Genomic DNA, 24,056 nt, shown 5'->3' with positions numbered 1-24,056 from the left:
TTTAGGGGGTGAGCTGGGTCATGTACCTAAGGATCGAAGGCCTCTGGCTGAAAGAGCCGAATGAACCTAGGTCCAACTCAGGATTGCCGTCGACGGGTCCTCCAGGAACGTGCCGATGTCGCGCAGGAACCGGGAGCCCAGTTCGCCGTCGATGATCCGATGGTCGAAGGACAGCCCCAGGGTGGTCACCTGACGGGGGCGGATCCGGCCCTTGTGCACCCAGGGCATCGGCCGGATCGCACCGAACGCCAGGATCGCCGACTCACCCGGGGGCAGGATCGGGGTGCCGGAGTCGATGCCGAACACGCCCACGTTCGTTATCGAGAGCGTGCCGCCGGTCATGTCCGCGGGCGGGGTCTTCCCCGACTTGGCGACCTGGACCAGCGTGTTCAGTGCCTCGGCGAGTTCCCGCAGACCGAGCCGGCCGGCGTCCTTGATGTTCGGGACGATCAGCCCGCGGTCGGTGGCGGCGGCGATACCCAGGTTCACGTAGTCCTTGACCACGATCTCGCCGGTCTCGCCCGACCAGGTCGAGTTGACCATCGGATGGCGGGCCGCGGCGAGCAGCACCGCCTTCGCCACCAGCAGCAGCGGCGAGATCCGGACGTCGGCGAACTCGCGCCCGGCCTTCAGCTTCGCCAGCGTCTTCATCGACCGGGTCACGTCCACGGTCAGGAACTCGGTGACGTGCGGCGCGGTGAACGCCGACGCCACCATGTTCTGCGCGGTCAGCTTCCGCACCCCCTTGACCGGGATGCGTCGTTCCCGAGACCCAAGGTCAAGAGCTTCAGGCCCGCTTGCCGGTACGACCGGAGCAGCCGCCCGCCGCACGTCGTCCCGGGTCACCGAGCCCAGCGGCCCGGTCCCGTCGACACCGGTGAGGTCGACCCCGAGGTCCCGGGCGAGTTTCCGCACCGGCGGCTTGGCCAGCACCGCACCGGCCCGTCCGCCTACGACGACCGGAGCCGCGACGACCGGTTCCGGGCTGACCGGCGCGGGAGTGGAAACGACAGGCGCGGGAGCAGGAACGACGGGAGTGGGAGCGGGCGCCACCGGGGCGTGACCGTTCTCGTTCCCCGTACCGACGCGGGGTCGTCTCTTGGCGCTCGTGGTGCGCGGACCGTAACCGACCAGGACCGCCGTGCGCCCGCCCGGCGCCGGTCCACCGATCAACCCGGCCCCGGCCTCCTCGGACGAAGCCGCCGAAGCCGACGAAGCCGGAGAGGCCGGAGAGGCCGAAGAGTCCGGAGAAGAAGGTCCGGGAACGGGAGGAGCGGTGGGATCGGTGTCGATCGCGATGATCGGTTGGCCGACCTCGCACACCGCCCCGGCCTCGTGGAAGATCCGGGTGACCACCCCACCCCATTTCGCCGGGATCTCGACGGCGGCCTTGGCCGTCTCCACCTCGACGATCGGCTGGTTCAGTTCGATGGTGTCGCCGACCTTGACGAGCCAGGCCAGGATCTCGCCCTCGGTCAGTCCCTCGCCGAGGTCGGGCAGGTTGAACTCCTTGATCCGGGACATCGCGGTCACCAGCCGAACGAACGGTCGACGGCGTCCAGCACCCGGTCCAGGTCCGGCAGGTACTCCTCTTCCACCCGGGCCGCCGGGTACGGGATGTCGTACCCGGTCACCCGCAGCACCGGCGCCTCCAGTGAGTAGAAGCACTCCTCGGTGATCCGGGCGGCGATCTCGGCGCCCAGGCCCACGTTGCCGGGCGCCTCGTGCACGACGACCGCGCGCCCGGTCCGCCGGACCGATTCGAAGATCACCGGGTAGTCGATCGGGGAGAGCGAGCGCAGGTCGATGACCTCCAGCTCCCGCCCGTCCTCGGCGGCCGCCGAGGCGGCGTCGAGCGCGACCCGGACCATCGGCCCGTAGGCGAGCAGGGTCGCGGCCGTCCCGGGCCGGACGATCCGGGCCGAGTGCAGCGGCGTCGCCGCCGGCAGAGCGGAGGAGAGGTCGACCTCACCCTTCTCCCAGTACCGCCGCTTCGGTTCGAAGAAGATCACCGGGTCGTCCGAGGCGATCGCCTGCTGGATCATCGAGTACGCGTCGGCCGGGTTGGAGCAGCTCACGACCTTGAGGCCGGGCGTGTGCGCGAAGTAGGCCTCGGGTGATTCGGAGTGGTGCTCGACCGCCCCGATGCCACCACCGAACGGGATCCGGATGACGATCGGCAGCCGCACCTTGCCCTGGGACCGGTAGTGCATCTTCGCGACCTGGGCGACGATCTGGTTGTACGCCGGGAAGACGAACCCGTCGAACTGGATCTCGCAGACCGGCCGGTACCCGCGGATGGCCAGCCCGACCGCGGTGCCGATGATGCCGGCCTCGGCCAGCGGAGTGTCGATCACCCGGTTCTCGCCGAAGTCCTTCTGCAGGCCGTCGGTGATCCGGAAGACGCCGCCGAGCTTGCCGACGTCCTCTCCCATGATCACGACCTTGGGGTCGTCCTCCAGCGCACGCCGGAGCCCGTGGTTGAGTGCCTTGCCCAGAGTGATCATCAGTGCCCGCTCCCCTCGAAGGAGGCCTGGTACTCGGTGAACACGGCGCGCTGCCTGTCGAGTTCGGGCGAGCCGTTCGGATAGACGTGGTCGAAGAGCGTGACCGGTTGCGGGTCGGGCATCGCCAGCACCCGCTCGCGCAGATCCAGGGCCTTGGTGGTGGCCTCGTCGTCGACCTGGGCGAAGAAGTCCTTCTTGACGATCTTCTGTTTGGTGAGGAACGCCCGGAGCCGGCTGATCGGGTCCTTGGCCTTCCACGCCTCGACCTCGCTCGCGATGCGGTAGCGGGTCGGATCGTCGGAGCTGGTGTGCGCGCCCATCCGGTAGGTGTAGGCCTCGATCAGGGTCGGCCCCTGGCCGGTGCGGGCGTTGTCCAGCGCCTGCCGGGTGACCGCGTAACTGGCCAGCACGTCGTTGCCGTCCACCCGGATGCCGGGGAAGCCGTACCCGCCGGCCCGCTGGTAGAGCGGAACCCGGGTCTGGCGCTCCAGGGGCTCGGAGATCGCGTACTGGTTGTTCTGACAGAAGAAGACGATCGGCGCGTTGAAGACCCCGGACCAGACGAACGCCTCGTTGACCTCGCCCTGACTGGTCGCGCCGTCCCCGAAGTAGGCGATCACGGCCTCGCCGTCGGCGGAGCCGGTCTTGCCGTCCATGGTGACGCCCATGGCGTAGCCGGTCGCGTGCAGCGTCTGCGAGCCGATGACGATCGTGTACTGGTTGAACCGGAATTCGTTGGGATCCCAGCCGCCCTGGTCGACGCCGCGGAACAGGCCGAACGGCATGATCGGGTCGATCCCGCGGGTGTAGAGGACCCCGTGCTCGCGGTAGGTGGGGAACGCCATGTCCTGCGGCCGCAACGCCCGCCCCGAGCCGACCTGGGCCGCCTCCTGACCGAGCAGACTGGCCCAGATGCCCAGTTCACCCTGTCGTTGCAGGGCGACCGCCTCGGTGTCGAGGCGGCGGACCGTGACCAGATCCCGGTAGAGCTCGCGGTACTCCTCGTCGGTGAAGTCGACGGAGTACGTGGTGCCGTCAGCGGTGGTGACGCTGTCGAAACGCTCGCCGTCGGGGGTCAGCAGTTGGACGAAGCCGCCGGCCGGTATGTCGGTCCCGGCAACGCTCTCGCCTTTCGCCATCCGTTTCTCCTGTTTCCTCTTGCGCCCGCGGCGGGTGTTGCCCGGCCACGCGGCTGACCTCTGGAAAACCGCGCCTGGCCCGGGTGGGGCGACCGCGCGGCGGTCCGGCACGGTGACTTATCGGTGCCGGGACGGGCCGCTTGACCTTGCTGGTAGGCGAAAGGTGGCGGCGGCGTGCCGTCGAACCCATCCTGACAGAGAGAGTGAGCGTGATCACAGAGCAGATAGAGATTTTTTGATGACTGATTGTTAAGAGTATTTGTCCGTTTTAATAGTTTTTGTGCATGCACTTTGGTACGAATGCCCCTTGCGTGCCGCTCCCCGACGCCCCATCGGTCGTTTCTCCCCAGTGACCGGAACGGATCCAAGACGATCTTTGTCACCGTCTTTGTCTCTGGGGGGACACCCGCGTGCCGCAGCAGCCCGACGACGACTTCGCGCCGCCGCCCAAGGTGCTGCGCAAGCGCCGGAACGGGGTGTATCGCGAGGATCTCGGCTTCTCCGGCCCGACCCGCCGCTACGTGCTGATGGTCGCGCTCCTGGTCGGGCTCGCCTCGCTGCCGACCCTCGCGGTGATCACCGCCGGGTCGCGGGAACTCACCGGCCAGGACCGGCCCGGCGCGATGGACGTCCCGTTCCTCCCGCCCCCGGCGACCGGGCCGGTCATCCCGTCGTCGATCGGCCCACCGGGCCCGGTGTCCCCGGCCGGTCCAGCGTCCGGTTCCTCCCACAGCGGGCCCGTTCCCACCGGGCCCGTGATGCCGTCTTCCCCCGGTCTGTCCGGCCCCTCCGGTTCTCCCGGCTCTCCCACGGATCCCTCCGCCGGCCTCCCGGCCAGTCCCGGGTCGTCGTCCGGCGTCCTGCCCGGTTCCTCCACGGGGCCGGTCACCGGGCCGTCCGGATCCCCCGGCTCCTCGTCCCACTCCTCCGGCGGGTCTTCTACCGGGCCGGTTCCCCTCGACCCGGTGCCGACGTCGTCGTCCCCACCGCCGGGGTCCGCGATGCCACCGGGTTCCGGCGCGACCCAGGGCCCGTCGATCGCCATGCCGAAAGATCAACCGCCGCTCGGGTACGACGGGAGCACCGCCGCCCCGGCCCCCGGCACCCGAAAGGCGGATCCACCCAAGAGTTCGAGCCGACGCGACACCCACGCGGACCGTCCCCTGCGAGCCCAGCCCCGCCGAGAGCAGCCCCGAGGTGACCGGTCCGGCCCGCGCATCGCGCCTCGTCATGCGTCCAGCGGCCACCCGCCGGCGCGGACCCGCCCCGCGAAGCCATCCGACGGGGACCGGACCCGCCCCGCGAAGCCATCCGACGGGGACCGGACCCGCCTCGCGAAGCCGGCTCGCGACGGGGACCGGAGCCGGCCCGCGAAGCCGGCCCGGCCCGGGCGACAGTCCCGGCTGGTGGACTTCCCGTCCGTTTCTGATCTGCCACCGGTGCCCGCCGGCCGGGATCGCCCGAAACATCCGCGCTCCGGCGATCGCCACGGGGATCGGTCCGATTCCGATCACCCCGGACCGGATCCCGGCGTTGATCCGCGAGGCAGACCACGCCACTACCGGGAAGATCCGCCCGACCCCGCCTGTGACCAAGCCCACGAAAGCCGGTCCACCGACCGGACCCGATCCCGCCGGAGGTCAGCCGTGCCCGAACGTCCGAACAACATCCGCTCGTCCCGGGTGCTCGAACAGAGTTACTCCGGCGGAGACCTCAACGTGGTCCGCCGTCTGCTCGCCGAGTCGAACACCGAGGAGACCCGGCTCAACAACAGCCCGTACCGGGGCCAGCACCGGGCCGAACACGCCGGCCACCCGGAGGCGTCCTCCCGCGACCGCAGCTCCCGGGTGGGCCGGCACCACGCCGACCCGGCCGAGGACCACCACACCAACCGCCGCTGAGTCCTCCCGCTGAGCCCGCCGCGGGGTCACTCGTCGCGGTTGGCCTCCAGCCAGGCGTCGATGGCGGCACTGTCGTTGGGGTCGACACCCTCGGAGATCAGCTGGGCCACCGCCGCCGTGGCCGGGCTGCGGCGCTCACCCGTCGTGTAGAGCCGGGCGAACTCCGGGATCAGCTCCTCCACCGCGGTCTGGATCTCCTCGACCGCGGCGGCCGGCAGCAGGCGGCGGCGTGACGTGTACGCCGACCAGGCCCGCACCACCCGGGGCATCATCGCCGCGTCGTCCAGGTCGAGAACCGCCCGCCGGTGCACCCAGTCGAGCAGGAACAGGCCGGCCACCGCGGGACTCCAGCGCAACGGGTCACCGTCGGGCAGGCCGCGGGCGTGGTCGAACACCAGGCTCAGGCAGAACTCCATCGACGCCACGTCGGCCGACGTCGGCGGACCGTCCGGCAGCTCGAAGCGGGCCGCCTCCGGCGAGGACAGGAAGTCCCGCAACAGGTCACCGCCGGAGGGCCGGGCCGGTTCGTCGAGCGGGGGCGTGGTGACGGCGGGCAGCAGGGCGAGCCGGGCGGCGGCCAGCGCCCGGTCGGTGGCGAGCGAACCGTCCGACGGCAGGTCGCCCAGCTCGTCGGTGACCCGCAGGTGCCGGCCCACCTCGTCGCGCAGTCGCCCCGGGTCCTCACTGCGGAACCAGCACAGCTCGTCGTCGTCGCAGATCTGCCGCACCTGGGCGAGCAGGGCCCCGGCCGAGGTGGCGACGAAGACGTCCTTGGTGATGCCGATGTTGTGGTCGACCAGGGCCACCACCGCGTGCTCCGGGCCACCGCCGACGGTGTCCTCGTAGGCGTACGTGACGAGGTAGGAGGTCTGGTCGCCGTAGATGTCCCCGTACGCCCAGCAGCCTGTGGGTCTGACCCGCCCGAGCTGCGTCACCCAGGACGGGGCGCGGCTGCCGTGACCGACCTGGGACGCGCCCTCCGCATCGGGGACCAGGGCGGCGAAGACCTCGCGGATGGTGGCCGCGGCGGCGCTGTCCGGGTCGGTGGTCGCGGTCAGGAAACGCCCGACGAAGTCACGGACGGCCTCGGCCCGGTCCTCCTCGGCGACCGAGTAGACACTGCCGAGCAGCGCGGTGCCGAGCATCTCGGCATCGAGCGCGCAGCCCAGTTTCGTGACGTCGCGGGCCGCGTGCAGCACGGCGTCGTACGCGGTCCGGGGTGCGGGCATGCCGCGAGCCTACGCCCGCGGCGGCCACATGAACTACTCCGAGCGCACGACGCCGAGCGCTTCCCTCGCCTGGGCGTACGCGTGGAGAACCTCACGCACCGGCCCGACCACGTGACCACGCCCGACCTCGGTGATCGCCGATCGCAACCGCTGTTCGGCCCGGCGGCGGGCCCGGCGCGCGCCGGCCTCGATGACCGGCCGCAGCAGCAGCCACAGCAGGAACCCGCCGGCCAGCCCGGTGAGCAGCAGCAGCGTCGGCAGCGGGACCGTGCCCACCTCGACACCGTCGATTTCCGGCAGGCCGAGGGCGGCCATCGCGTACCCGGCGATCAGCCAGACCAGGCCGGCTCCGGCCATCGCCAGCAGCACCCACTGCAGGACTCCGACGGCCCGCCACCACGCCGGCGGTTTCTCCAGGCCCAGGTCGGTCTGCGCGACCGCACGATCCAGCGCGTCCGGCAGATCGGCCGCCCGGGAGCGGGCGGCGCTGTTCAGCGCGGGCGTCCAGACCTCCGGCAGCGGCGCCGCGGCCCGGGCCGCGACGGCGCGCACCGACAGACCGACCGCGGACTTCTGCGCGGCGTCGGCCTCCGGCACCGAGGTACGCGGCACGACGTCGGTGGAGACCGAGTCGGTCTTGACCGGCTCGGCCAGGTGCAGTTTGCGCAGCGGGTCCGGGCGCAGCCGGCGCAGGCCGCGGACCAGTGGCCAGCCGGTGGCCGCCGCGGCCCGGTGCCGATAGGCCCCCGCGGTCGCGTCCGCCACCCCGGGCACCCCGGCCGACGCGGACAGCGAGTCGCACAGCTGCCGGACGGTCGTCCGGTCCACCTCGTCCTCGGCGGCCGGCGGGCCGATCATCGAGCCCAGCTGGTCGCCGATCGCGTCCAGGTCGGCGGCCAGCCGGCGCAGCGCGGCCTGCCGGTTGGCGACCGTGACCTCCAGCGCGGCGCGCAGGTCGCTGAGCATGCCCGGCTGTTTCGCCGAGGAGGCGATCACCGGGGTGTCGTCCAGGCCGTCCTCACCGAGGAGCCGTTTCAGGTCGCCGAGCACCACCTCGGTGTCGGCGGGGCTGAGCCGGTCGGCCTGGTTCAGCACCACGATCGTGACGCCGGAGTGGGTGGCGAACTGGGAGAGGTAGGCCTGGTGCAGGACCCGGTCGCCGTACTTCTGCGGGTCGACCACCCAGACGATCTGGTCGACCAGGCCGAGCAGCCGGTCCACCTCGAGCTGGTGGCCGCGCTCGATCGAGTCGAAGTCGGGCAGGTCGAGCAGGATCAGCCCGCGCATCGAGGCCTCGTCGTCGCCGTCCAGCGCGCTCTCCCGGACGAACCGCTGCCGGGGCAGCACGCCGACCCAGTCGAGCAGCCGGTTCGCCGGCTCGAGCGGGCCCCAGACGACGGCGTGCGCGTTGCCGGTGGTCGGGCGGCGCACGCCGACCGGCGAGAGCTTGAACCGGGCCAGCGCATTGAACAGGCTCGACTTGCCGCTGCCGGTGCTGCCGGCCAGCGCCACCACGGTGTGGTCGAGGGAGAGCGTGAGCCGGCCGCTGGCCCGCTCCACCAGGGTGTGCGCCGTGACCAGCTCACCGTCCGGCAGGTACGGGTCGACGATCCGCAGGAACCGGGACAGCGCCTCGAGCCGGCGGGTCAGGTCATCGGTGTCGATCTGGTCGTTCCGAACCGTCTGTGCCACGTTCACGACCCCGACCCGGTCAAAGCAAGTTCCTCTCTGGCTTTCTCCACCTCGGCGGCGGTCTCCCGGAGCAGTCTGCTCCGTGCCGCCTCCAGGTGCACCGGCGCGGTCAGCTCGGTGAACCGGGCGGCATCCTCGGCGAGGAGTTTCTCCATCCGGGTCAGCAGCTCGGCCCGGGCCCGGGTGGCGAGGGTGCGGATGGCCTGGTCGCCGAAGATCGCCTCGAGCACCTTCTGCCCGGCCACCGCGCTGCCGGCGCCCGCCGCGACCTCCAGGCCGGTGGGGATGAAGGCGGTCGCGGTGAACACCGTGATCATGACGGCCAGCCCGGCCCCGTTCACCGCGTAGGCGGCGCCCCGGGCCACCGCCCGTTTGTCGCCGCCCTCCTCGCGGACCAGGTCCAGGACCCACTGCTGCCAGTCGCGGACCAGGCGATCGGCGCGCTCCGGCAGGTCGGCGGAGGCGTGCTGGAGATCCGGGTTGAGCAGGGCCTCGCCGGCCGGGTGGGCCTGCCAGGCGGCGTACGCCTGCTCGGCCGCGTCCGTCGCCACCCCGCGCATCAGGGTGACCAGCTGGGACTCCATCGCGACCCGCAGGTTCTGACCGGGGGTGGGCCGGCCGCTGACCGCGGCGACGAGTTTGTCCCGCAGGTGACCGACCCGGGACTCCAGCCCGCGCACCAGGTCACCGGTGCCGACGAACTCCTGCCAGCGGGCCATCACCTCGCCGCGCAGCAGCCGGCCGTCACGCAGACCGTCCTCGGCGACCCGCCGGGCGGTCCGGTAGGCCGCATCGACCCGCTCGTCCAGGGCCTGCGCCGTCCGGATCTGGTCGTCGACGGCGTCGGCCAGGCCGGTCACCGCCGGGGCGAGCGCGGCGAGAGCCCCGTTCAGGGTCTGCCGGACCACCGTGAAGCGGGCGTTCGCGTCCTCGGCGAGCTGGGCGAACCAGACCCGCATCGGGCCGATCGCCGAGTCCGGGAGCAGGCCGCGCTGGTCCAGGGCGGTCTCCGGCAGCACGAACAGCGGCGCCGAGCCCAGCTCGTTGGCGGTCAGCATCTCGCCCAGGTGGGCGGCGATGTCCCCGACCGCTTCCGGTGGCACCCGGTCCAGGACCAGGGCGATCACCGTGCCGCGCAACCGGGCTGTGGTGAGCATCTCCCACGGGACGGCGTCGGCGTACCGCGCGGCGGTGGTGACGAACAGCCACAGATCGGCGGCGGCCAGGAGCTGAGCGGCGAGTTTGCGGTTGTGGTCGACCACCGAGTCGATGTCCGGCGCGTCCAGCAGGGCCAGCCCCGGGCCGATGGTCGGGGCGGCGACCACCTGGATCGCGTCCGGCGCGCTGCTCGACTGGCCGGTCCGGGTCAGGCCGGGCAGGATCCCGCCCGGACCCGGCGCGTAGTACTGCAGGTCGTCCGGGTGGGTCACCAGGACCGGGGACCGGGTCGTCGGCCGGAGCACGCCGGCGGTGCTCACCGGGGCCTGCACCAGGCTGTTGACCAGGGTGGACTTGCCGGCGCCGGTGGAACCGCCGACGACCACCAGCAACGGGGCGTCGAGCCGGGCCAGCCGGGGCAGCAGGTAGTCGTCGAGCTGGGCGGTCAGCGCCTTGCCGACCCGCCGTGCCTCGTCCGCGGCGGGCAGCTCCAGTGGGTACGACACATCGCCGAGCGCCGCCCGCAGCCGGCTCAGCCCGGTCGCCAGGCGTGCCAGCTGGGGTGGGACTTCCAGGTTCGCCGGACGAACCTGGCCACCGCCCGTACGATCTGATGGGTCTATGGCCGCCTTCACCTGCTGCTTCTCATCCGTTTCGGCGGGGACGGCGGATTGGGCCGACGGACCGACCGCGTCTCCGTGCGTCGTCACGGGTCAAGCGTGCACGATCTATGCATCCAGGACAACCGGGTCCGGGAATGCCGTGACCTGACAGGTATGTGCCGGTGCCACTCCGGAGCACCGACTTGCGCCCGTCGGACTCAACTTCGATTTGACGATGCGTGGCACCGTGGCATCATTGAGTCGGTTCCACTCAACCTTTGTAATCATGTGAACCCCAGCGGTGAGAAGCGAGGAACACCATGGCACGTGCGGTCGGCATCGACCTCGGCACCACGAACTCCTGCGTCAGCGTTCTGGAAGGAGGCGAGCCCACCGTCATCGCCAATGCGGAGGGCTCACGGACGACCCCGTCGATCGTCGCCTTCGCCCGCAACGGCGAGGTGCTGGTGGGCGAGGTCGCCAAGCGCCAGGCGGTGACCAACCCGGACCGGACCATCCGTTCGGTCAAGCGGGAGATCGGCACCACCTGGTCGATCGACATCGACGGCAAGCAGTACACGCCGCAGGAGATCTCCGCGCGTGTGCTGATGAAGCTGAAGCGGGACGCCGAGGCCTACCTGGGTGAGCAGATCACCGACGCGGTCATCACCGTCCCGGCGTACTTCAACGACGCGCAGCGCACCGCGACCAAGGAGGCCGGTGAGATCGCGGGCCTGAACGTCCTGCGCATCGTCAACGAGCCCACCGCGGCCGCGCTGGCCTACGGCCTGGACAAGGGCACCAAGGAACAGACCGTCCTGGTCTTCGACCTCGGCGGCGGCACCTTCGACGTCTCGCTGCTCGAGCTCGGCGAGGGCGTCATCGAGGTCAAGTCGACCTCCGGCGACAACCTGCTCGGCGGCGACGACTGGGACCAGCGGATCATCGATCACCTGGTCAAGACCTTCCGCGGCGAGCACGGCATCGACCTCTCCCAGGACAAGATGGCGCTCCAGCGTCTGCGCGAGGCGGCCGAGAAGGCCAAGATCGAGCTGTCCGCGGCGACCACCACCAGCATCAACCTGCCGTACATCACGGCCGGCGCCAACGGCCCGCTGCACCTGGACACCACGCTCAGCCGGGCCGAGTTCCAGCGCATGACGCAGGACCTGCTGGACCGCTGCAAGGGCCCGTTCGAGGCCGCGATCCGCGACGCCGACATCAAGCTCTCCAACATCGACCACGTCATCCTGGTCGGTGGCTCGACCCGGATGCCCGCCGTCACCGAGCTGGTCAACGGCCTGATCGGCCGCGAGCCGAACAAGGGCGTCAACCCGGACGAGGTCGTCGCCGTCGGCGCCGCGCTCCAGGCCGGCGTGCTCAAGGGCGAGGTCAAGGACGTCCTGCTGCTCGATGTCACCCCGCTGTCGCTGGGCATCGAGACCAAGGGCGGCATCATGCATAAGCTGGTGGAGCGCAACACCACCATCCCGGCGCACCGCTCCGAGGTCTACACCACGGCCGACGACAACCAGCCGTCCGTGCTGATCCAGGTGTACCAGGGCGAGCGCGAGATGGCGTCGAACAACAAGAAGCTCGGCACCTTCGAGCTCAGCGGCATCGCGCCGGCCCCGCGTGGCGTTCCGCAGATCGAGGTCTCCTTCGACATCGACGCGAACGGCATCGTGCACGTGTCCGCCAAGGACCTGGGCACCGGCAAGGAGCAGAAGATGACGATCACCGGTGGCTCCGCGCTGCCGAAGGACGACATCGAGCGCATGATGCGCGACGCTCAGGACCACGCGGACGACGACAAGAAGCGCCGCGAGGACGCCGAGGCCCGCAACCTGGCCGAGCAGCTCCAGTGGCAGACCGAGAAGTTCCTGGCGGAGAGCGGCGACAAGCTCCCCGAGGAGGGCAAGACCAAGATCGGTGAGGCGCTCGGCGAGCTGCGTGGCGCGCTCGGCGGCACCGACATCGAGAAGATCAAGTCGGCCCACGAGCGGCTGTCCCAGGTCTCCCAGGAGGCCGGTTCGCTGCTCTACTCGCAGGGTGAGGCCCCGCAGGCCGGTCCCGGTGCCGCCGGCGCGGGCGCGCCCGGTGGCGCCACCGGGCGCGGCACCCCCGGCGGCCAGCAGGCCGGCGGCGACGACGTGGTCGACGCCGAGATCGTGGAGGACGACAAGAAGTGAGTGCCAAGGACGACGACAACGACGGTCAGACGGCCGAGCGGGAAGTCATCCAGGGCGAGATCGACGAGCCGGCCGAGGAGACCACCGCCGACGAGAAGGACACGAAGGCGGCCAAGCCGGCCGGCGCACACCGCGCCCCGGACGAGGACGAGGACGACGACGTGGCCGAGGAACCGGTCGAGGAGTCGAAGCCCGCTTTCACCGCCGAGTTGGAGGCGGTGCGGAGCGAGCTCAAGGAGCGGACCCACGACCTCCAGCGTGTGTCCGCGGAGTACGCCAACTACCGCAAGCGGGTCGACCGCGACCGGGGTGCGGCGGCCGAGCAGACGACCGGCAAGGTCCTCACCGACCTGCTGCCGGTCCTGGACGACATCGACCGGGCCCGTGAGCACGGTGACCTGGTCGGCCCGTTCGCCTCGGTGGCCGAGCAGCTCACCGCGGTGACCGGGAAGCTGGGCCTGGTGGCGTTCGGCGAGAAGGGTGATCCCTTCGACCCGAACCTGCACGAGGCGGTCGCGCACCTGACGTCCGCCGACGTCACCGAGCCGACCTGCGTCGAGGTGATGCGCCGGGGCTACACGCTGGGCGAGCGGCTGCTCCGCGCGGCGTTGGTCGCGGTCGCCGATCCGGAGTGAAATCAGTGATCGTGTCCCGCTCGCCGGTTCGCCGGCGGGCGGGACGTCGCCAAGTCGAGGAGGTGGACTGAGATGAGCTCGAAGGACTGGCTCGAGAAGGACTTCTACGCCGTGCTCGGTGTGACGAGGTCTGCCTCCCCCGACGAGATCAAGAAGGCGTACCGGAAGCTCGCCCGCGATCTGCACCCCGACCGCAACCCTGGCAACAAGGAAGCGGAGGAGAAGTTCAAGGCGGCCTCCGAGGCGTACGACGTGCTCGCCGACGACAAGAAGCGCAAAGAGTACGACGAGATGCGCTCCCTGTTCGGCTCGGGCGCGTTCCGGCGCGGTGCCCAGCGCGGTGGTGGCACCCAGTTCGACCCGTCGGATCTCTTCGGCGGCTTCTCCGGCGGTGCCGGGGCGGCGGGTGCCGACCGGAGGTTCGGTGGCAGCGGCTTCTCCGACATCTTCAGCTCGATCTTCTCCGGCGGCCAGGCCCAGGGCGGCCCCGGCCCGGCACGTCGCGGGCCGCAGCGCGGGCGGGACGTGGAGACCGAGGTGACTCTCGACTTCGCCCAGGCGGTTCAGGGCACCACCCTGCCGCTGACGCTGCGGACCCCCGGTGCCTGTGACACCTGCCGGGGCAGTGGGGCCAAGCCGGGGACCACGCCGCGATCGTGCGCGAAGTGCCACGGGACCGGCCTGATCTCCAGCAACCAGGGGTCGTTCAGCTTCTCCGAGCCGTGCCGGGACTGTCAGGGTTCGGGCAGCATCGTGGACGAGAAGTGCCCGGAGTGCCACGGATCCGGCGGGGTCACCAAGACCCGCACGATCAACGTCCGGTTCCCGGCGGGTGTCGCCGACGGGCAGCGGATCCGGCTCAGCGGCCGGGGCGAGCCGGGTGACCGCGGCGGTTCGGCCGGCGACCTGTACGTGCAGGTCAAAGTTCGTCCCGACGACCTGTTCGGACGCAACGGCGACGACCTCACGCTCGTCGTTCCGATCACCATCGCCGAGGCCGTGCTCGGCACCGACCTGAAAGTGCCCACCCTGGACGGTCCGGTCACGCTGCGGGTGCCACCCGGCACACCGAGCGGCCGGAAACTGCGGGCCCGGGGCAAGGGCGTCGTCCGTAAGGAAGGTCAGGCCGGCGACCTGATCGTCACGGTCGAGGTGCAGATCCCCTCGGGGGTCTCCGACGAGGCCAAGGACGCTCTGGAGAGTTTCGCCAAGCTCACCCCGCCGCCCGCGCGGGACCGGCTCGACGCCCGTCTGCGCCGAGCTGGTTAGACCCTCACGGGAGGTGGCACATGCATGAAGAGATCAGCATCTCGGTGGAGCAGGCCTCCGACGCGAAGGTTCTGATCATCTCGGTGGCCGCGCGGCTGGCCGGGATGCACCCGCAGACCCTCCGGCAGTACGACCGGCTCGGGCTGGTTCAGCCCGGCCGGGCCGGTGGCGGCGGCCGACGGTACAGCGCGCGTGACGTGGCGCTGCTTCGCGAGGTCCAACGGCTCAGCCAGGACGACGGTGTCAACCTGGCCGGGATCAAACGCATCATCGGCTTGGAGCAGTTGGTCGGCGATCTGCAGCAGCGGGTCGCCGAGCTGGAACAGGAACTACAGGCGGCGTACGACCGGGCGGCCCGGATCGAGGCGATGAACCCGTACGGGAGTCGCGATCTGGTCCGTCAGGAGAACCACTCGACGGCGCTGGTGGTCTGGCGGCCCCGGCGATCCCCGGACAGGTAAAAAGAAATAACGGCGGCCCCTCTCTCGGAAGGGGCCGCCGTTACTGCTCGTAGTGGCAGTTGTTATCACTCAGCGCCATCAGCGCCGGTTGAACAGGCCCAGTCTGCGCGGGTAGCGCACCAGGCCGCCCTCCATCCAGTCGTGGTGGTCGAAGAGCTCCGGCCGGGTCATCAGTACCCGGCAGTTGTGCGCCCAGATCTGCATCGGTTCGTCGCCGATCTGCTCCGCACGCTCGGTGAACTTCTTGAGCCGGCGCTTGCGCTGCCCGCTCGCGTTCTGCCGCACCCCGTCCGCGGCGTAGATGTACATGCAGTGCTGCGCGAACCGCCGGGCCGGGCACTGCCGGTCCATGGCCAGTTCGAACAGTGTCGGGCCGAGCACATCGCCGGAGATCAGCAGATCCCAGTCCTTCGGCATGCTGTGCAACGGCACCGTGTCGGGGCTGTACGCCCAGGCCTGCAGCTCGTCAGGCCGTGGATCGACAGGATTACCGAAACCGAGGAATGTAGCTTCACGCACGCTCACGCCGCCGCCTCACTCAACCGTTCGCGTCACGGCCGGCGTTCCCGCGCCGGCCATGGTGTCGAACGTCCCAATACTCAGAGTCGTCGCCGCGCAACGGTAGCGTGTGGAGTCCAGTGACGGAAGTGTCAAGGCTTCACATTCGGATACTTGACAGTAACTTAGGGCGTTCGTCGCGGGAGATGCACGTCACTCCGGCGACGGCAGCGGTTTCTGGGCCGCCCGCTGCGCCGCCATCCGCTTGCGCAGCATCTCCTTGAACCAGGCGTAGTCGGTCAGACGGGCCAGCATCGGGCCGGTGACCACGGTGATCAGCACGTAGGCGGTGGCCAGCGGCGCCAGCTGCGGATCCGCTCCGTAGACCACCGCGAGACCCGCGATGACCACCGAGAACTCACCGCGCGGCATCAGCGCCAGCCCGGTCCGCCACCGGCCGGGCAGCGCGATCCCGGCCCGCCGGGCCGCCAGATAGCCGGTCAGCACCTTGGTGGCCATGGTCAGCACGGCCAGCCCGAGCGCCGGGAGGATCACCTTCGGCATGTCCGACGGGGTGGTGGAGAGTCCGAAGAAGACGAAGAACACCGCGGCGAACAGGTCCCGCAGCGGGGACAGGATCTCGGTCGCGTGGTGCGCCACCGGCCCGGAGATGGCGATGCCGACCAGGAACGCGCCGACCGCCTCGGAGACCTTCAGCTCACCGGCCACCCCGGCGATGAACAGCGTCAGGCCCAGCACGCTGAGCAGTAGCGCCTCCGGATCCTTCACCGACATGAACCGGCTGATCTCCCCGCCGTACCGGATCGCCACGACCAGGACCGCGACCACCGTGACCACCGCGACGCTCAGCGTGCTGAGCCCGCCGGCCAGCCCCAGCCCGGCCAGCACCGCGGTCACCAACGGCAGGTAGAACGCCATCGCCAGGTCCTCGATGACCAGCACCGAGAGGATCACCGGGGTCTCCCGGTTGCCGACCCGGCCCAGGTCGCCGAGCACCTTCGCGATCACGCCGGACGACGAGACCCAGGTGATGCCGGCCAGCACCAGCGCGGCTTTCCAGTCCCAGCCGAGCAGCAGCGCGAACGCCGCCCCGGGCAGAGCGTTGAGCAGCATGTCGATCAGACCGGCCGGGGCCGCCGACCGGAGGTTGCCGACCAGCTCGTCGGCCGAGTACTCCAGGCCCAGCATCACCAGCAGCAGGATCACGCCGATCTGGGCGCCGATCGCGATGAACTCCTCGCTCGCCGAGAGCGGGATCAGCCCGCCCTGCCCGAACGCCAGACCGGCCAGCAGATAGAGCGGGATCGGTGAGAGACCGAAACGACGGCCCAGACGACCGAGCATGCCGAGACCGAAAAGAAGCGCGCCGATCTCGATGAGCAGGATCGTCGTGTGGTGTTGCACGTGCTCAGTTGTCGTCGTCGCCGGCCAGGATGGCGGTCACGCCGTCCAGACCCTGGCGGGTGCCGACCGCCACCACCACGTCGTTCGCCTCGAACCGGAACTCCGGCTTGGGCGAGGCGATCACCTCCCGGTCGCGGAGCACGGCCACGATGGAGGACGTGGTGCGACTGCGGGCCTGGGTGTCGCCCAGCCGCCGGCCCACGAACGGGGAGCCGGCCGGGAGCGCGATCTGCTCGGTCAGCAGCCCGGCGGCCTGCTGGCGCAGACCGGCCAGCTGTCCCAGCATCAGCGAGGCGCCGAGCACGTCGGCCAGAGCCTCCGCCTCGTCGTCGGTGAGCGGGATCGAGGCCAGGCTGGAGTCGGGATCGTCCACGTCGTACAGCACCAGGTCGCGGCGGCCGTTGCGGTGGGACACCACCCCGACGGTCCGGCCCGATGAGGTCACCAGGTCATGGCGGACGCCGATTCCCGGCAGCGGAGTCTGTTCCACCCGTACGCGCACGATCTCTACGTTAGCCCTCAGTGGGGCGGCTCACGTCGGCAACCGGACGAACCGCCGGATTCATCGGCGTCACCCGGGGTCGCGCCAGAACCAGCAGGAGCAGTCCGAGCGCGCTGAGCCCCAGGTTGAGGCCGAAGGCGAGGCGGAAACCGTACTCCTGGGCGAGCCCGAACAGCGGCGCTGCCATCACCAGCCCGATCGGGAAGCAGTTGGTGAACATCGTGGTGGCACGGCCCGGCGAACGCGGCATCATGTCCTGCACGTAGGAGATGCCGAGCCCGGACGTCGCGGCGATGAAGAGCGCGTTGAGGATCTGGCCCACCGCCAGCACCCACACCGAAGACGCGGTGAACGCGACCAGGTAGTAGGCGACCGAGCAGAGCGCGCCGGCCAGGATGATCGGCCGGAGCGGGATCCGGGTGGAGAGCATGCCGAAGGCGAGCATCAGCGGGATCTCCAGGAACGCGCACAACCCGAAGAGCAGCCCGGCGTCGCGGACCGTGCCGCCCAGCTCGGTGCTCAGATACAGCGGCAGCGCCTGACCGCTCAGGTTCATCGTGGTCTGCAGCAGGGCGAAACCGGCCAGGATCAGCCAGAGGATCCGGGGCACCCGCTCGGCCTTCTCCGGCTCCGCCGTCTCCCGGGGCTCGCGCGCCGGAGCGTCCAGGGCGGGCAGGAACTTGGCGGTGCCCAGAGCGGCGAGCAGGTAGAGGATCGCGGCCGTGCCGTAGACGTGGCGGAAGTCACCGACGTCCAGCAGGAACGCCGCGAGTGACGGGCCACCGACCCAGGCCACCGAGAAGACGGTGCGCAGCGTGCTGATCCCCATCGCCGCGTGCTTGGGATCCTCGTTCTGCAGCGCCTGCCGGGCGTACGCGAAGGATTGTGGGTAGAGCGCCCCGGCGGCGGCCGTGACCGTCGCGGTGACCGCGAGAAGGACCCAGTAGTCCCGGATGAAGGCGGTCAGGCCGCTGGCGGCGAAACCGGCCAGCGCGGCGGCGATGAGCAGGGTGCGGCGGATCGGCCAGCGGTCCGAGATCCGCCCGATGTACGACGACACGGTGACCCCGGACACCGCCGCGACGACCATGAAGAGCGTGGTCTGGATCGGGTCGGCGTGCACCGCTGTGCTGAGGAACAGCCCGAGGAACGGCCCGACGACCGCGGTGGCCACACCCGAGGTGAGGAACACCAGGCCGAGGGGAAGAAGGCGACGGGACAAGGCAAAGGACACCTTCACGATGCGTACGTTACGGCGACTCGACCCCGCGCGCTAAAGTTGAGCGCGCTACGCTCAAGTCTGCACATCAGTTGGCCTCACAGGGGAGTCCATGAGCACCGAACGCCTGACCACCAAGAGCCGCGAAGTGATCACCTCCGCGGTCGCCGACGCCGGCCGCCGTGGCCACGCCACCGTCGAGCCATGGCACATGCTTCAGTCACTTCTCGACACCGGCGGATCGACCGCCACCGCCCTGCTGCGTGCGGTCGGCGCCAACCCGGCCGACATCCGCCGCGCCGCGGTCCGCGCGATCGAGCAGCTGCCCTCCGCGCGGGGCGCCAGCACCGTCGAGCCGAGCCTGTCCCGTGAGTTCGTCAACGCGATCGGCTCCGCCGACCTGATCGCCAAGCCCCTCGGCGACGAGTATGTGTCGACCGAGCACCTGCTGGCCGGTCTGGCCCGGGTCGGCGGCGCGGTCTCGCAGACCCTGAAGGACGCGGGCGCCACCGAGGAGGCCCTGGTCGGCGCGTTCCCGCAGGTCCGCGGTGGGGAGCGGCGGGTCACCACGGCCGACCCCGAGCAGACCTACAAGGCGCTGGAGAAGTACAGCGTCGACCTCACCGCCCTGGCCCGGGACGGCAAGATCGACCCGGTCATCGGCCGGGACACCGAGATCCGCCGCGTGGTCCAGGTCCTTTCCCGGCGTACGAAGAACAACCCGGTCCTGATCGGTGAACCGGGTGTCGGCAAGACCGCGATCGTCGAGGGCCTGGCCCAGCGGATCGTGGCCGGCGACGTGCCGGAGACCCTGCGCGACAAGAAACTGGTCTCGCTGGACCTCGGCGCGATGGTCGCCGGCGCGCAGTACCGGGGGCAGTTCGAGGAGCGGCTCAAGAGCGTGCTGGAGGAGATCCGCGGCTCCAACGGCCAGGTCGTGACGTTCCTCGACGAGTTGCACACCGTCGTCGGCGCCGGCAAGGGCGAGGGCTCGATGGATGCCGGCAACATGCTCAAGCCGATGCTGGCCCGCGGTGAGCTGCGGATGGTCGGCGCGACCACGCTCGACGAGTACCGCGAGCACATCGAGAAGGACCCGGCCCTGGAGCGCCGCTTCCAGCCGGTCGTCGTCGGCGAGCCGACGGTCGAGGACACCATCGGCATCCTGCGCGGGCTCAAGGGCCGTTACGAGGCGCACCACCGGGTGCAGATCACCGACGCGGCGCTGGTCGCGGCGGCCAGCCTGTCGGACCGCTACATCAGCGACCGGTTCCTGCCGGACAAGGCGATCGACCTGATCGACGAGGCGGCGTCCCGGCTGCGCATGGAGATCGACTCCCGCCCGGTCGAGCTGGACCAGCTGCAGCGCCAGGTCGACCGGATGCGGGTCGAGCGGCTCGCGCTGGAGAAGGAGACCGACCCGGCGTCCCGGGCCCGGCTGGAGCGCCTGATCGCCGACCTGGCCGACCGCGAGGAGGCGCTGACCGCGCTGAACGCCCGGTGGGAGCGTGAGCGCGGCGGACTGAACCGGGTCGGTGAGCTGAAGAAGCAGCTCGACGAGGCGCGTGCCGCTCAGGAGCGGGCCCAGCGCGACGGCGACCTGCTACAAGCTTCCCGGCTTCTGTACGAGGTGATCCCGGCTCTCGAGAAAGAGGTCGAGGCAGCCGCCGAGACCGAGGAGGAGCACGCCGAGCCGCCGATGGTGAAGGAGGAGGTGGCCGCCGACGACATCGCCGAGGTGGTCTCCTCGTGGACCGGCATCCCGGCCGGCCGGATGATGGAGGGCGAGACCGCCAAGCTCCTGCGCATGGAGGAGTCCCTGGCCGGCAAGGTGATCGGCCAGCGGGAGGCGATCGCCGCGGTCTCCGGCGCGGTCCGCCGGGCCCGGGCCGGCATCGCCGACCCGGACCGCCCGACCGGCAGCTTCCTGTTCCTCGGCCCGACCGGTGTCGGCAAGACCGAGCTGGTGAAAGCGCTCGCCGGGTTCCTCTTCGACGACGAGCGGGCGATGGTCCGGATCGACATGAGTGAGTACGGCGAGAAGCACTCGGTGTCCCGGCTGGTCGGCGCCCCGCCCGGCTACGTCGGTTACGAGGAGGGCGGCCAGCTGACCGAGGCGGTGCGCCGCCGGCCGTACAGCGTGGTGCTCCTGGACGAGGTGGAGAAAGCCCACCCGGACGTCTTCGACGTGCTGCTCCAGGTGCTCGACGACGGGCGGCTCACCGACGGCCAGGGGCGCACTGTCGACTTCCGCAACGCGATCCTGGTCCTCACGTCGAACCTGGGCTCGTCGACAGCCGACTTCACGATGAGTGACGAGGAGCGGCACGACGAGGTGCTGGCCGCGGTCCGGGCGCACTTCAAGCCGGAGTTCCTGAACCGGCTCGACGACATCGTGGTCTTCCACGCCCTCACCAAGGAGGACCTGACCGCGATCGTCGACATCCAGCTGGCCCGGCTGCGGGACCGGCTCGCCGAGCGGCGGCTGATCCTGGAGGTGGCGCCGCCCGCGGTGGAGTGGCTGGGCGAGCACGGGTACGACCCGATCTACGGCGCCCGGCCGCTGCGCCGGCTGGTCCAGTCGTCGATCGGCGACCTGCTGGCCAAGGCGCTGCTCGGTGGCGAGATCCAGGACGGGGACACGGTGGTCGCCGACCTGAACGAGACCAAGGACGGACTGACGGTCTCCAGACGCTTCTGACAGAAAGAAGGCCCCCTGCTCGTGCAGGGGGCCTTCTTTTACAAGTTTTACTTGTCCGCGTCTCTGTGCCGGTAGGCCTGTGTCATCAGCACATCCGTGAAGGCGTGCTCGCCCTCCGCGGACCAGATCCGGATGCCGTTGCGGTGCAGTTCGTACCGGACGTCGGTGAAGCGCGTCCTGGTGTCGTCGTGGTGCACGACGTCGAGAGTGTCGGCGTGGGGCATGGGGACTCACCGGTCCTTGTCAGGTCTGGGGCGGCCGCGGTGTGGTCACGCGGCCTGCGTGATCGGCGTGGCGCCGTCCGCTGGTCTGCCTCGGCCCCGGAACGGTGTGCGCGGGGCGGGCGACTCGTGCGGGCACGGCGTGCCACTGGAGCTGGCTGCTTCCAGGTAGGCGCCACACATCGAAGTTTAGGGGCCGTCGTCCAGCGTGACGCCACCCGAACGGGCGACGTTTTGCGGGCATTTGGGGTCATCGTCGCCCGATGTTTCCACATCGTCGCCAACCGTGAGGCGCGGTCGCGGGATCTGGCGTGCGACAGATACCGTGAATTGATCCATTGGAGGGCACTGTGACCGTACCGACATATCAGGTCCCCGACTCGGCCCCGAGACGGCCGCTGACGGTGACCTTCTCGACCATATTGCTGTTCGTGATCGCCGGTGTGCAGCTGGTGAACGCTGTCCTGGTGCTGCAGATCATGGACCCGATGACCGACGCGTACATGCAGATGGGTGGCGCCGACGCCGACGAGCTCGGCGACGACCTGCACTCGGTCATCAGTTTCGTGCTGGTCGGTACCGCGATCGTCTACGCGCTGATCGCGATCGTGCTCGTCGTGCTGGCGATCTTCAACAACCTGGGCAAGAACGGATCCCGGGTCACCACCTGGGTCTTCGGCGGCCTGGGCCTGTGCTGCAACTCGCTCGGACTGGGCGGCACCGCGGCCGGCACCCTCGCCGGGAACACCACGTCGAGCGGCTTCGACGAGGCACAGCTCGAATCCTCCCTTCCCGGGTGGTACGACGCCGCCGGCACCGCCACCTCGGTGATCGTCGTGCTGGCCCTGCTCGGCGCGATCATCCTGCTGGCGCTGCCGGCGTCGAACGCATACTTCCGCCGGCCGGTGGCGTGGAACCCGGCGATGCCCTACCCGCAGTACCCGGGCCAGCCCGGCTACCCGGGGCAGCCCGGATACGGCGCACAGCCCTACCCGGGTCAGCCCGGGTACCCGGGGCAGCCCGGCAATCCCGCGCAGTCCGGCTATCCGGGGCAGCCCGGTAACCCCGCGCAGCCTGGTTACCCGGGGCAGCCCGGTAACCCCGCGCAGCCTGGTTACCCAGGGCAGCCCGGCTACCCGGGACAGCCCGGCGATCCCGCGCAGCCGGGGTACCCGGGGGCGCAGGGCCAGCCGGGGTATCCGCAGGCCGCCTACCCGCCCTACCCGGGGCAGCCCGGTGCGACCAGCCACCTCGGTACACCCGATCAGTACGGACGTCCCGGCGAGCCCGCTCCCGGACTGCCGCCGTACCCGGGTCAGGCCGGCACTCCGGCTCCGGGAAGCGGCACGCTGCCCTACGGCGTGACCGGTAACCAGCCCTACGGCGCCACCGGCACCCCGCCGCACGGCATTCCGGTCTCCGGGGCGCCGCAGTCCGCTCCGGAACCGACCAGCGACCCGTGGGCGGCGCAGCCGGACCCCACTCCGGCGCCGGTTCCGCCGGTGTCGTCGGTGCCACCCGCACCGCCGTCATCCGAGCCGACCAGCGACCCGTGGGCGTCCACGCCGCCGTCGACCGAGCCGACAAGTGACCCGTGGGCATCCGCGCAGCAGCCGTTCCCGGCCTCGCCGTCACCGTTCGCCCCGCCGGCGCCCATCTCGCCGTCCGGGCCGTCCGCACCGGCCTCTCCGGCCGGCCCGTCCGGGTTCTCGTCCCCGGCCGCGCAGTCCGGGTTCTCCTCGCCGGCCGCGCAGTCCGGGCTGTCCTCGCCGGCCTCACCGTCGGGGCTGTCCTCGCCGGCCTCACCCTCTTCGCCGTCTTCGTCGGCGGATGCGGTCAGGGCTGCCGAAGCGGCCGCGCCCACCTCTCCCGCGGGGCCCTCCTCTCCGGAGCCGGCCAGTGACCCGTGGGCGGCCCAGCCTCCCGCGGCTCCGCCCACCACTCATCCCGCGGCTCCGCCCGCCACTCATCCCGCGGCTCCGGCCGACCCGCCCGCCACTCCCTCCGTGGATTCGTCCGGGCCATCCGCGACTCCTGCCGCGGACCCGGCCGGACCGTCCACTCCTCCCGCTGACCCGCCAGTGACGCCACCGGCCGATCGGTGACACTGCCAGCCGATAGGCAGGCGGGACGCCCCGCCTGATCGATTCGCGGACCCGCCGGTGGTGCCGCTCGCCAATCGGTGTTGTCGGCCGATCGGTGACGCTGCCAGCCGGTGGGCAGGCGGGAGGTCCCGCCTGATCGATTCGCGGACCCGCCGGTGGTGCCGCTCGGCAATCGGTGAGGCCGTCGGCCGGTAGGCAGGCAGGGCGTTCCGCTTGATCGATTTGCGGACGCGCCGCTCGCCGATCGGTGATGCCCTCGGCGATGGGGAGTCGGGGCGTTCCGCCTGATCGACTTGTGGACCCGCTGGCCGTTAGGTGATGCCGTCGGTCGGTGGGGAGCCAGGGTGCCCCGCCTGATCGACTTGCGGGCGTGCCAATGGTGCCGCTGGCCGGTCGATGATGTTGTCGGTCGGTGGGGAGTCGGGGCGTCCTGGCTGATCGATTTCGGACCGGTCCATTCGTGAGGTGGGCCGGTCCGGCCACTTCCGCAGCCGGTACGCGATAGGTTCTTGCCAGCCGAACCCGCGGGAGCCATCGATGTCGTACGCCGTCCAGCAGCCGCCTGTCGCAGCGCCGATCGCGGCCCGCCGCCCGGCTGCC

The 24,056-nt window shown here is 70.8% G+C and carries 19 protein-coding genes; 7 read left to right on the top strand and 12 right to left on the bottom strand.

Translation table 11 applies throughout. From position 1 onward, the window contains the following. Positions 1 to 66: 66 nt before the first annotated feature. From Aco03nite_RS35550 to Aco03nite_RS35535, 4 genes are all read right to left on the bottom strand, one after another. Positions 67 to 1,524, bottom strand: coding sequence for a dihydrolipoamide acetyltransferase family protein (locus tag Aco03nite_RS35550; RefSeq protein ID WP_203803877.1), 1,458 nt, complete (start codon positions 1,522 to 1,524; stop codon positions 67 to 69). 5 nt (positions 1,525 to 1,529) lie between these two features. After that, positions 1,530 to 2,507: an alpha-ketoacid dehydrogenase subunit beta gene (locus Aco03nite_RS35545; RefSeq protein ID WP_203803778.1), complete on the bottom strand. Its 978-nt coding sequence runs from the start codon at positions 2,505 to 2,507 to the stop codon at positions 1,530 to 1,532. Further along, on the bottom strand, positions 2,507 to 3,646 hold the full coding sequence (pdhA, locus tag Aco03nite_RS35540; RefSeq protein ID WP_203803776.1) for a pyruvate dehydrogenase (acetyl-transferring) E1 component subunit alpha: 1,140 nt from the start codon (positions 3,644 to 3,646) through the stop codon (positions 2,507 to 2,509). Before pdhA ends, Aco03nite_RS35545 begins: the two co-directional genes overlap by 1 nt. A 517-nt stretch (positions 3,647 to 4,163) precedes the next feature. Beyond that, a complete protein-coding gene (locus Aco03nite_RS35535; RefSeq protein WP_203803773.1) occupies positions 4,164 to 4,691 on the bottom strand; it encodes a hypothetical protein in 528 nt (175 codons plus the stop codon). A gap of 601 nt (positions 4,692 to 5,292) precedes the next feature. Between Aco03nite_RS35535 and Aco03nite_RS35530 the strand changes: the two genes are divergently transcribed. Then, the gene (locus tag Aco03nite_RS35530; RefSeq protein ID WP_203803770.1) at positions 5,293 to 5,547 is read left to right on the top strand and encodes a hypothetical protein; all 255 of its coding nucleotides are present in this window, start codon (positions 5,293 to 5,295) and stop codon (positions 5,545 to 5,547) included. A gap of 26 nt (positions 5,548 to 5,573) precedes the next feature. Here the strand turns inward: Aco03nite_RS35530 and Aco03nite_RS35525 are convergent, their stop codons facing one another. From Aco03nite_RS35525 to Aco03nite_RS35515, 3 genes are read right to left on the bottom strand one after another with little or no spacing between them, the layout of a single operon-like run. Then, positions 5,574 to 6,776 carry a hypothetical protein gene (locus tag Aco03nite_RS35525; protein ID WP_203803767.1) on the bottom strand — a complete coding sequence of 401 codons (1,203 nt, stop codon included), beginning with the start codon at positions 6,774 to 6,776 and terminating at the stop codon, positions 5,574 to 5,576. Between the two features lie 33 nt (positions 6,777 to 6,809). Then, positions 6,810 to 8,468, bottom strand: coding sequence for a GTPase (locus tag Aco03nite_RS35520; protein WP_373872660.1), 1,659 nt, complete (start codon positions 8,466 to 8,468; stop codon positions 6,810 to 6,812). Positions 8,469 to 8,470: 2 nt separating this feature from the next. After that, on the bottom strand, positions 8,471 to 10,336 hold the full coding sequence (locus tag Aco03nite_RS35515) for a P-loop NTPase family protein (protein ID WP_373872659.1): 1,866 nt from the start codon (positions 10,334 to 10,336) through the stop codon (positions 8,471 to 8,473). Between the two features lie 212 nt (positions 10,337 to 10,548). On the opposite strand from Aco03nite_RS35515, the gene dnaK reads away from it, so the two are divergent. From dnaK to Aco03nite_RS35495, 4 genes are all read left to right on the top strand, one after another. Next, the gene (gene dnaK / locus Aco03nite_RS35510) at positions 10,549 to 12,420 is read left to right on the top strand and encodes a molecular chaperone DnaK (RefSeq protein ID WP_203803753.1); all 1,872 of its coding nucleotides are present in this window, start codon (positions 10,549 to 10,551) and stop codon (positions 12,418 to 12,420) included. Then, positions 12,417 to 13,055, top strand: a complete 639-nt coding sequence (gene grpE, locus Aco03nite_RS35505) for a nucleotide exchange factor GrpE (protein WP_203803742.1) — start codon at positions 12,417 to 12,419, stop codon at positions 13,053 to 13,055. The genes dnaK and grpE overlap by 4 nt, the downstream gene beginning before the upstream one ends. Positions 13,056 to 13,127: 72 nt before the next feature. Continuing rightward, a complete protein-coding gene (gene dnaJ, locus Aco03nite_RS35500) occupies positions 13,128 to 14,324 on the top strand; it encodes a molecular chaperone DnaJ (protein ID WP_203803739.1) in 1,197 nt (398 codons plus the stop codon). 20 nt (positions 14,325 to 14,344) lie between these two features. After that, positions 14,345 to 14,785: a heat shock protein transcriptional repressor HspR gene (locus tag Aco03nite_RS35495; RefSeq protein WP_203803736.1), complete on the top strand. Its 441-nt coding sequence runs from the start codon at positions 14,345 to 14,347 to the stop codon at positions 14,783 to 14,785. A gap of 78 nt (positions 14,786 to 14,863) precedes the next feature. Here the strand turns inward: Aco03nite_RS35495 and Aco03nite_RS35490 are convergent, their stop codons facing one another. The 4 genes from Aco03nite_RS35490 to Aco03nite_RS35475 all read right to left on the bottom strand — a co-directional run bounded on the left by Aco03nite_RS35490 (position 14,864) and on the right by Aco03nite_RS35475 (position 18,432). After that, entirely contained in the window at positions 14,864 to 15,310 is a 447-nt protein-coding gene (locus Aco03nite_RS35490; RefSeq protein ID WP_203803734.1) for a hypothetical protein, read from the bottom strand. A 186-nt stretch (positions 15,311 to 15,496) separates the two neighbouring features. Further along, on the bottom strand, positions 15,497 to 16,648 hold the full coding sequence (locus Aco03nite_RS35485; RefSeq protein ID WP_239145717.1) for a cation:proton antiporter: 1,152 nt from the start codon (positions 16,646 to 16,648) through the stop codon (positions 15,497 to 15,499). Positions 16,649 to 16,712: 64 nt separating this feature from the next. Next, positions 16,713 to 17,210 carry a cation:proton antiporter regulatory subunit gene (locus Aco03nite_RS35480; RefSeq protein WP_203803730.1) on the bottom strand — a complete coding sequence of 166 codons (498 nt, stop codon included), beginning with the start codon at positions 17,208 to 17,210 and terminating at the stop codon, positions 16,713 to 16,715. A gap of 10 nt (positions 17,211 to 17,220) precedes the next feature. Further along, positions 17,221 to 18,432 carry a sugar efflux transporter gene (locus Aco03nite_RS35475; protein ID WP_239145714.1) on the bottom strand — a complete coding sequence of 404 codons (1,212 nt, stop codon included), beginning with the start codon at positions 18,430 to 18,432 and terminating at the stop codon, positions 17,221 to 17,223. Between the two features lie 109 nt (positions 18,433 to 18,541). Between Aco03nite_RS35475 and clpB the strand changes: the two genes are divergently transcribed. After that, the gene (gene clpB, locus Aco03nite_RS35470) at positions 18,542 to 21,130 is read left to right on the top strand and encodes an ATP-dependent chaperone ClpB (protein WP_203803728.1); all 2,589 of its coding nucleotides are present in this window, start codon (positions 18,542 to 18,544) and stop codon (positions 21,128 to 21,130) included. A gap of 47 nt (positions 21,131 to 21,177) precedes the next feature. Here clpB and Aco03nite_RS35465 read toward each other — a convergent pair whose 3' ends face one another. Continuing rightward, a complete protein-coding gene (locus tag Aco03nite_RS35465) occupies positions 21,178 to 21,354 on the bottom strand; it encodes a hypothetical protein (protein ID WP_203803712.1) in 177 nt (58 codons plus the stop codon). Between the two features lie 347 nt (positions 21,355 to 21,701). Between Aco03nite_RS35465 and Aco03nite_RS35460 the strand changes: the two genes are divergently transcribed. Beyond that, complete coding sequence (locus tag Aco03nite_RS35460; RefSeq protein WP_203803710.1) at positions 21,702 to 23,456, top strand: hypothetical protein; 1,755 nt, start codon at positions 21,702 to 21,704, stop codon at positions 23,454 to 23,456. Positions 23,457 to 24,056 lie beyond the last annotated feature (600 nt).

Source organism: Actinoplanes couchii, from assembly GCF_016862075.1.
GTDB lineage: Bacteria > Actinomycetota > Actinomycetes > Mycobacteriales > Micromonosporaceae > Actinoplanes > Actinoplanes couchii.
This window is presented reverse-complemented; position numbering and strand designations above follow the sequence as displayed.